Origin of the sequence: Allosphingosinicella sp. (genome assembly GCF_036387215.1) — a bacterium.
Taxonomy (GTDB): domain Bacteria; phylum Pseudomonadota; class Alphaproteobacteria; order Sphingomonadales; family Sphingomonadaceae; genus Allosphingosinicella.
The window spans coordinates 1-8,424 of record NZ_DASVUE010000196.1 but is presented as its reverse complement, the minus strand read 5'-3'; the positions used below and the strand labels follow the sequence as shown (position 1 = coordinate 8,424).

The following is an 8,424-nucleotide window of genomic DNA, read 5'->3' as shown; positions in this document are numbered from 1 at the left end:
GCGATGATGAAGGGGGAGCGAAGCGTCGTCTACGGCCTCATGAACAAGCTCCAGGTCGCCGGCTCCAAGGTGCTTGGCGGCGGCGTCTCGGCCGAGATGCATCGCGGCATGGCCGAGCCCGGAACGGCGAAGGAATAAGCCGCCGGTGCGCCCGCTCCGGCGCGCCATAGCGGGCGAAGTCCATCGGCTGGTGAGCTCGCGGGAGTCGGCCGGCTTCGCGCCCTCTGCGCCGCGAGCGGATCAGGGCTTCTTCGGCCCCGGCTCGGTCGCCTGGCGCGTGCACGGCGATTTCACGACGATGCTGGTCGGAGGCGTGTCGGCGCTGCTGCTCCAGATGCTGCATCCCAGCGCGCTCGCGGGCGTTTGGGACCATAGCGACTTCCGCCGGGACATGGCCGGCCGACTGAAGCGGACCGCCTACTTCCTCTCCGGCACCACCTTCGGCTCGCGCGCGCAGGCGCTGGAGTTGATCGCGCGCATGCGGGCGATCCACGACCGGGTGAGCGGAGTCCTCCCCGACGGGAGCGCCTATTCGGCGAACGATCCCGAATTGCTGACATGGGTGCACGTGGCGGGGAGCCGGAGCTTCCTTCTATCCTACCTCCGCTACGGCCAGCACCTCTCGCTGGCGGACTGCGACCGTTATTTCGCCGAGACGGCCATCGTTGCGCGGGAGCTCGGCGCCACTGACGTGCCGACGAGCCAGCAAGCGGTTGAGGACTATCTCCGCCGCATGCGCCCGCAGCTGCGCTCCGACGAGCGCACCCGCGCCGTGGCCGAAGCGCTGCTCCGCCAGCCCGCGCCGAGCCTGGTGCAGGAGCCGGTCCGTAAGCTCGTCATGAACGGCGGCGTTGGCCTGCTGCCGGAATGGGCGGCGCGAATGCACGGCCTCGCGCACCGGCCGAGGCTCGGCGTCGACGCCGGCCTCAAGGCGCTTCGCACCGTCACCGCATGGGCACTGACACCCGGGCGATAACTTCGCAGCACATAAGAAAAGGGCCGGAGCTTTCGCCCCGGCCCTTGTTCATTCGCAGTGGACGCCGAGGCTCAGGCCGCCGCGACTTCCGCCACGTCGACCTTCACGCCCGGGCCCATGGTGGAGCTCAGAGCGACCTTCTTGACGTACTTGCCCTTGGCGCCGGCCGGCTTGGCACGGACGATCGCGTCAACGAACGCGTCGAAGTTGCGGCGCAGATCTTCGTTCGAGAAGCTCGCCTTGCCGATGCCGGAGTGGATGATCCCGGCCTTTTCGACGCGGAACTCGACCTGGCCGCCCTTGGCCGCCTTGACGGCTTCGGTGACGTTCGGAGTAACGGTGCCGAGCTTCGGGTTCGGCATCAGGCCCTTGGGGCCGAGCACCTTACCCAAACGGCCGACGATGCCCATCATGTCGGGCGTCGCGATCACGCGGTCGAAGTCGATGTTGCCGGCCTGGATCGTCTCCATCAGGTCCTCGGCTCCGACCACGTCGGCGCCCGCCGCGGTCGCTTCCTCGGCCTTGCCGCCGCGCGCGAACACTGCGACTCGGACGTCTTTGCCGGTGCCGGCGGGGAGGGTGACGACGCCGCGGACCATCTGGTCGGCGTGGCGGGGATCGACGCCGAGGTTGAGCGCGAGCTCGATCGTCTCGTCGAACTTGGACGTCGCGTTGCCCTTGGCGAGCGCGATCGCTTCATCGACTCCGTAGAGCCTCTCGCGGTCGACGGTGGCGGCCTGCGCCTTCTGCTTCTTCGTAAGCTTCGCCATGTCCTTTAGCCCTCCACCACTTCGAGGCCCATCGCGCGGGCGGAGCCTTCGATGATCTTCGTCGCGGCGTCGAGATCGTTCGCGTTCAGATCCTTCATCTTCGTCTCGGCGATGTCGCGCAGCGCCGAGCGCTTGATGCGTCCCGCGGACACCTTGCCCGGCTCCTTCGAGCCCGACTTCAGGTTCGCGGCCTTCTTGATCAGGAACGAGGCGGGCGGAGTCTTCGTCTCGAACGAGAACGAACGATCCGCATAGACGGTGATCACGGTCGGGATCGGCATGCCCTTCTCGACATCGCCGGTGGACGCATTGAACGCCTTGCAGAATTCCATGATGTTGACGCCGCGCTGGCCGAGGGCCGGACCGATCGGCGGCGACGGATTGGCGGCGCCCGCGGGCACCTGGAGCTTGATATAGCCCGTAATCTTCTTAGCCATTGTCTCTCACTCTGTAGATCGCCGGACTGGGGGCGGTAGGCCATCGGCCGAGCTCCCGTTCCGATCGGTTCAAGTTTAGCGGTCCAGACGGCGGAGCCGAGCCCTGCCTCCCGCAAATTTCCAATGCTGTAGCGCTGGAAGCGGCGCCCTTAGCGCAAAGGGGCCGGGATTGGAAGTCCGAGATTGGCCGCTTTCGAGCGGTCTGCTTCTGGACCGACACGGTAGGATAGCAGACGCTCAGACGATTACGCCGGCCGTAGCCGACGCTCGTTAATTGCACTGACGTATCAGTCTCTCGTGTGCGGTTCTCATCTTGCGGCGCCGGAGTGCCGGTGCAATCATCCAGTTGCGCGTCTTGGCCAGCAAGCAGACCAGCGGATTTAGGGGGCTCATGTCAAAGGTACTCAACACCAGCATCCTCATGTGCGGGATTTCTCTCTCGGCGAGTGCCCTTGCGCAGGCCCAGACGCCGCCGGTGACGACGCAGACCGGGGCGCCTTCCACCACTCAGGAGCAGATCAGGAACGCCGAGGCCGGTGAGAACGCGCAGCAGGGGGAAGACGCGGCGCAGGAGCAGGAGATCGTGGTGGTCGGAACCCAAATCAAAGGTGCCGAGCCGACCGGCGCCCTGCCCGTCACGGTTGTCGGCGAAGATCGCATCGCGGCGACCGGCTCGGTCTCGGGCGACGATCTGTTCCGCTCAATCCCTCAGGCGGGTGATGTACAGTTCCAGGAGGCGCGGACCACCGGCAATCTCAACGATGCGCGAGGCGATAATGCCTCGATCAACTTGCGCAGCCTTGGCACCGGCAACACTCTGACTCTCCTCAACGGCCGGCGGATGATCCCGACTCCAGGTACGCAGACCGAGAATTTCGTTCCCGTCCAGACCGTCAACACGAACGCCATCCCGCTCGGCGCGACGCGGCGCGTCGAGGTGCTGAGGGACGGCGCCGGAGCCATTTACGGATCCGATGCCGTGGCGGGCGTGGTCAACATCGTGCTCGACAACAGGTTCGACGGGCTTCGGCTCGATGCGCGCTACGGTTTTGCGGACGGTACCGACGAATCCACCTTTGGATTCAAGGCGGGCACGAAGTTCGGCGGCGACACCCGGGTCATGCTGTTCGGAAGCTACACGCACCGGACGCCCTTATTTGCGAGCGAACGCGACTATACGGCGAGCGAGGATCATCGTCCGCGCACCGTCGGCACCCCCTTTGAGGGCGATACGGCATTCGACAACCGTTCGACCTCCTCGCCTTTCGGGGCTTTCACGGTGTTCCCGTCGACGATCGCCGTTCGGCAGGGAACGGTCGCGCTGACGACGTCCGGCACGTTCCATGTCGAGCCGACGTCCAACACCGCGGCGGGATGCTCGAGCACCGTCTATAACGGCAATCTCTGCCTGCGGTCCGGCGGCATCACCGGCGCCAGCTCGCGCGTTCTGCGCTACGACGAGAACCCGGATCGGACGATTCGCGGCGGGCTCGACCGCTACAATCTGTTCGGCACTTTTAGCCACGATTTCGGAAGCATCGAATTCTTCGGCGAGGCCGGATATTACCGCGCCGAGCTGGACGGGCAGCGCGAGCAGTCGGCGCCGCTCTCGAGCGCACAGATCACCGTTCCGGCAACCAACTACTATAATCCGTTCGGCGCAACGACGATCAACGGAGCGCCAAACCCCAATCGCCTCCCGAACCTGGTGAACGTCCCTGCGGCGGGCCTCCCGCTGACGATCGTGAACTACCGGCCCGTTGATACCGGGCCGCGGACGTTCACCGTCACCGACGACATGGTGCGGCTGCTGGGCGGCTTCAGGGGCGGCTTCGGCGACTTCGACTGGGAATCGGCGGTGAGCTATTCCTGGGCGCGGACCGACGACAATACCCATAATGCCGTCAGCAACACCTTATTCCAGCAAGCGCTCGCGAAATCGACGCCCGACGCATACAATCCGTTCAACGGCGGATCGCAGCCGAACTTCTCCCTTGGCGATGCGACTCCGAGCGATGCGGCGACGATTCAGTCGTTCCTCGTCGAGGTGCACCGCATCAGCAAGACCTCGCTTGCTACGGCCGATCTGAAGCTTTCGAACCCGCGCCTGTTCTCGCTGCCCGGCGGGGATGTCGGTTTTGCGGCGGGCGTGGAAGTGCGGCGCGAAACCTATGAGGACGACAGGGATCCGCGCCTCGACGGAACGATCACCTATACGGACAGCGTCACGAAGCGAGTGTTCGGGACCGACATCCTTGGCGCGAGCCCGGCCCCGGACGTGAAGGCGAAGCGGACGATCGCGTCGGCCTTCTTGGAATTTGCGGTTCCGATCGTCTCGCCCGAGATGAACCTGCCGCTGATGCGCTCGATCGACCTCCAGCTCGCCGTCCGCGACGAGCATTATTCCGATTTCGGCAACGTTCTGAAGCCGAAGGTGGCGGCGAGCTGGGACCTGTTCGAGGGTCTGCGTCTTCGTGGTTCCTGGTCGGAGAGCTTCCGCGCTCCGAACCTCCCGCAATTCTACAGTGCCGGCACCCAAGTTTCGAATACCCGGACCGACTTCGGCTTCTGCCGCATCACCAACCTCAATGCTCCATGTTCGGGAGTGAGCACGCTCGAAGTGCGGTCGGGGAACAAGAACCTGCGTCCGGAGGAATCGACGAACATTTCCGCGGGCATCGTATTGCAGCCGCCGCGCGTGCCTCGGCTCGTCATCACCGCGGACTATTGGGAGATCAAGCAGCGCGGGGTTATCGGCATTCAGGGCGCGCAGAACCAGATCCTTTACGACCTTCTTCTGCGCCGGAGCGGATCGAGCAATCCGAACGTCGTCCGGCTTCCGCCGGCGACCGGCCAGACGGTGGGGCAACTCGATTTCGTTCAGGACAATTATTTCAACCTTCAGCCCCGCAAGATCCGCGGCATCGATCTGGAGCTCAGCTACCGGCTTCCCGACACTCCGCTGGGCACGTTCAACATCCAGCTTGCCGGGGCGCACCTGCTGAGCTTCCAACAGCAGCCATCCGATGTCCAGGCGGAGCTGATCGCGGCGAATGCCGCCGGCTTGCTTGGCCCGGGCATCAACATTGCCGGCGCAAACAGCCTATTGCGGCAGAATGGAAACCCCCGCTGGCGTGCAACCGCAAATCTCACGTGGCGCTCCGGCCCCGTCCGGGCAGGCGTGCTCGTCAATTACGTGAGCTCGGTGGAAGACACCGGACCTACGCCGGTCAACGGCGAGCAGTTCCAGGTCGACAGCTGGACGACCGTGAATGCCTATGCGGAGTACAATTTCCGTGACGAGGGCCTGCTCGGCGGCACCCGCTTCCGCGTCGGGGCGCGCAACATCTTCGACAAGGATCCGCCGCTTTACTCGTCCAACTTCGGCTTCCTCGGATCGCTTCACAACGCCATCGGCCGCTTCGGCTACTTCGAGCTTTCGAAGAAATTCTAGGAGTGGGCGTTAGGATGGAATTCAGTAGGCGGGGAGGGGCATTCGGGCCTTTGCGGCGCGTGTCCGGCCTCGTTGCCGCGCTTTGTATTGGCCTTGCACCGGCAGCCGCCCAGCAGCGCCAGCTCCTCGAATATCCGAGCATCCATTCCCCGACGGTCGGCGCCAGGGGCATGGTGGTCTCGCAGAACGAGACCGCCAGCCGCATCGGCGCCGACATATTGAAGCGTGGCGGCAATGCGGTCGATGCGGCGGTTGCCGTCGCATTCGCGCTTGCAGTGACGCTCCCACGCGCGGGCAACATCGGCGGCGACGGCTTCATGACGCTCTACGATGCAAAGGCGCGAAAGGTGCACGTCATCGACTTCCGCGGCGTTGCGCCCAAGGCCGCGACGCTGGAGCGGTTCGTCGATGCAAAGGGGAAAGAGGCGGACCATGCCGGCCGCGGCTATCTGGCTCCGGCCGTTCCGGGCACGGTTGCAGGCCTCTACATGGCGCACCGGAAATATGGCCGCCTGGATTGGGCGAAGGTGGTGCAGCCGGCGATCGACCTTGCCGCCAGGGGCGTCGTGCTGTCGCACGACGAGGCGTTCGTCTTCAGCTGGGGGAAGGAGCGGCTTTCAAGCAGCGAAGCGGCCAAGGCGACCTTCTACAAGAAGGACGGCAGCCTCTACGCGGCCGGTGAGACGCTGAAGCAGCCGGCGCTCGCCTGGACCCTCACCCGGATCCAGAAGGACGGCGCGGACGCCTTTTACAAGGGCGAGATCGCCAGGCGCTTCGCCGCCGACATGGCTCGTCGGGGCGGCCTCATCACCATGGCCGATCTTGCCGCTTACCGGGCAGTCGAGCGCGAGCCGCTGGTCGGAACCTACCGCGGCTACACGGTCTATTCGACGCCGCCGGCAAGCGCGGGCGGGGCCACCTTGATCAACATGCTTAACATTCTCGAGCATTTCGATCTGAAGCCGCTGGGCGCGGGATCGGCGGCCGCCTTGCACATCATGGCCGAGACGATGAAGCTCGGTTACGCCGATCGCTATCGCGCGCTCGGCGATACGGATTTCGTGCGGGCGCCCGTTCGCGGATTCATCTCGAAGGGATATGCGGCGGAACGCGCGAAGCTGATCTCCGCCGATAAAGCGCGTCCGGCGAAGGAGATGGGGGCGGGCGACCCGTTCCGCTTCGAGAGCAAGGAGACCACCCATTTCTCCGTCGCCGATGCGGAGGGGAACGCGGTCAGCACAACCTATACGCTCGGCGCCGATTTCGGATCGGGCGTGATGATCGAGGGCACCGGTATCCTCCTCAACAATCAGATGAACAATTTCAGCCATGAAGAGGCGCTGGAAGCGCGGAAGCAGGGGCGTCCGATGCCGCTCAACGCGATGGCGCCGGGGAAGCGGATGCTTTCGACGATGATGCCGACGATCGTCTTCAAGGAGGGCAGGCCCTGGCTCATCACCGGCACTCCGGGCGGAAGTACGATCATCGACACCGTGCTTCAGCTCATCGTCAATACGATCGACTTCGGCCTCAACGTCGACGAGGCGACGCACCAGCCGCGCATCTACCAGGGAACCACTGACAGCCTCAGGGTCGAGCCCAATTTCAACCCGGATACGGTAGTCGCCTTGAAAGCCAGGGGGCACCGGATCACCTCGGATGAGACGATGGGAAGCGCCCAATCGATCATGATCCAGAACGGCCTCTTCCTTGGCGGCGACGATCCTCGCCGGCCGGGCGCCAAGGCGGTGGCTCCGTAGTGTGAACGCGAAGTCAGCTTTCGAGTAAGCATATCTAGCCCTGAACGTCTGTTGCTGACGCTAAGCAGACATTCCACACCTACGTCATCGCGATCAGGCGCATCGGAAGCATCCTCGATCGCCGCAGCTTAGGCCGCTTTGGTCGTGTCCGTGCCCTTCTCGCAGCGTGCCGGTGCAGGTTGGTCGAAGAGCAGGGGCGCCTGGTCCCGAAGGGGGACCAGACGGGCGCGTCGGCAGCTTGGGAGATACTTACATGCCCGCACTCTTTCGTATCGTTACCCCCTGCCTGGGCGCCCTGCTCGGGATCAGCCTGTTCATGAGCGCAGCGACATCAGGGGCGGTGTTCGCCTAGCGCATCGATTGAGTCGTTCGTGAAGGTGCGGGGAAGAGGCGCGACCCTTCGGCAATGCCCAGGATAAACTCCACGCGCCGTCTGGTATCGCTGCTTGCGCGCCGCTCCCGCGCCCGCATCGCTGCTCATTGATTGCTTGCATAATAGGATTTTGCTTGAGAACATACCGGGAACGCAGCTTCCGGAGTCGCTATAATGGCAAGTCAGTTTCAGGATCCGGGGCGCGGCAAAGCCGCGCCGGGACGTCGAACGGGTTCAGCCCGTCTAAGGACGGTCTGCCCCGCCGGCCGGTCTGCGCCGGCTCCGCTCGCTACTCGCGAGGCGCTACGCGCCTGCTCGCTGCTGGGTTCCCATCAAAGTACTACTTTGATTGGTTCCCTGCTCGGGGCGGCTTGACCCATGCCTCGTCCCTTCACCCGCGCGCAGGTGGTTCAGAACGCCTGTTTTCTCGAATGCCTGTTCCGGACGGGCAATGTGCGGCTCTCGGCGCGGGAGGTGGGGGTGAAATATTCCACGATCCAGCACCGGCGCTCGGTCCATCCCGGCTTCGCGCAAAGGTGGGACGCGGCGCTGGCGGCGGCGCATGCGCGGTTTCACGATGCAGGGGGGAGAAGGGGGCCTGAGGGTGAGGTCCTTCGAGACGCGGCTTCGACAGGCTCAGCCGATGGCTGCGGA

5 protein-coding genes and 1 pseudogene are annotated in these 8,424 nt (G+C 64.7%); 4 read left to right on the top strand and 2 right to left on the bottom strand.

The genetic code is table 11. The annotated features are described in order from the left end of the window. Positions 1 to 145: 145 nt before the first annotated feature. Positions 146 to 976 carry an oxygenase MpaB family protein gene (locus VF662_RS07935; RefSeq protein ID WP_464139642.1) on the top strand — a complete coding sequence of 277 codons (831 nt, stop codon included), beginning with the start codon at positions 146 to 148 and terminating at the stop codon, positions 974 to 976. 71 nt (positions 977 to 1,047) lie between these two features. Here VF662_RS07935 and rplA read toward each other — a convergent pair whose 3' ends face one another. Beyond that, positions 1,048 to 1,746, bottom strand: coding sequence for a 50S ribosomal protein L1 (gene rplA, locus VF662_RS07930; RefSeq protein ID WP_464139640.1), 699 nt, complete (start codon positions 1,744 to 1,746; stop codon positions 1,048 to 1,050). Positions 1,747 to 1,751: 5 nt separating this feature from the next. After that, positions 1,752 to 2,183: a 50S ribosomal protein L11 gene (gene rplK, locus VF662_RS07925; RefSeq protein ID WP_464139638.1), complete on the bottom strand. Its 432-nt coding sequence runs from the start codon at positions 2,181 to 2,183 to the stop codon at positions 1,752 to 1,754. Between the two features lie 391 nt (positions 2,184 to 2,574). Between rplK and VF662_RS07920 the strand changes: the two genes are divergently transcribed. From VF662_RS07920 to VF662_RS07910, 3 genes and pseudogenes are all read left to right on the top strand, one after another. Beyond that, positions 2,575 to 5,637 carry a TonB-dependent receptor domain-containing protein gene (locus VF662_RS07920; protein WP_464139636.1) on the top strand — a complete coding sequence of 1,021 codons (3,063 nt, stop codon included), beginning with the start codon at positions 2,575 to 2,577 and terminating at the stop codon, positions 5,635 to 5,637. Between the two features lie 14 nt (positions 5,638 to 5,651). Continuing rightward, positions 5,652 to 7,397 (top strand): gamma-glutamyltransferase, encoded by a 1,746-nt coding sequence (gene ggt, locus VF662_RS07915; RefSeq protein WP_464139634.1) that lies wholly within the window; start codon positions 5,652 to 5,654, stop codon positions 7,395 to 7,397. A 751-nt stretch (positions 7,398 to 8,148) separates the two neighbouring features. Further along, positions 8,149 to 8,424, top strand: a pseudogene (locus VF662_RS07910) (hypothetical protein); the annotation flags it as partial.

Bases quoted from the DNA above. Each gene is read 5' to 3' on its own strand.
- ggt (WP_464139634.1), top strand. From the start codon at position 5,652: ATGGAATTCAGTAGGCGGGGAGGGGCATTCGGGCCTTTGCGGCGCGTG.
- rplK (WP_464139638.1), bottom strand. From the start codon at position 2,183: ATGGCTAAGAAGATTACGGGCTATATCAAGCTCCAGGTGCCCGCGGGC.
- VF662_RS07920 (WP_464139636.1), top strand. From the start codon at position 2,575: ATGTCAAAGGTACTCAACACCAGCATCCTCATGTGCGGGATTTCTCTC.
- rplA (WP_464139640.1), bottom strand. From the start codon at position 1,746: ATGGCGAAGCTTACGAAGAAGCAGAAGGCGCAGGCCGCCACCGTCGAC.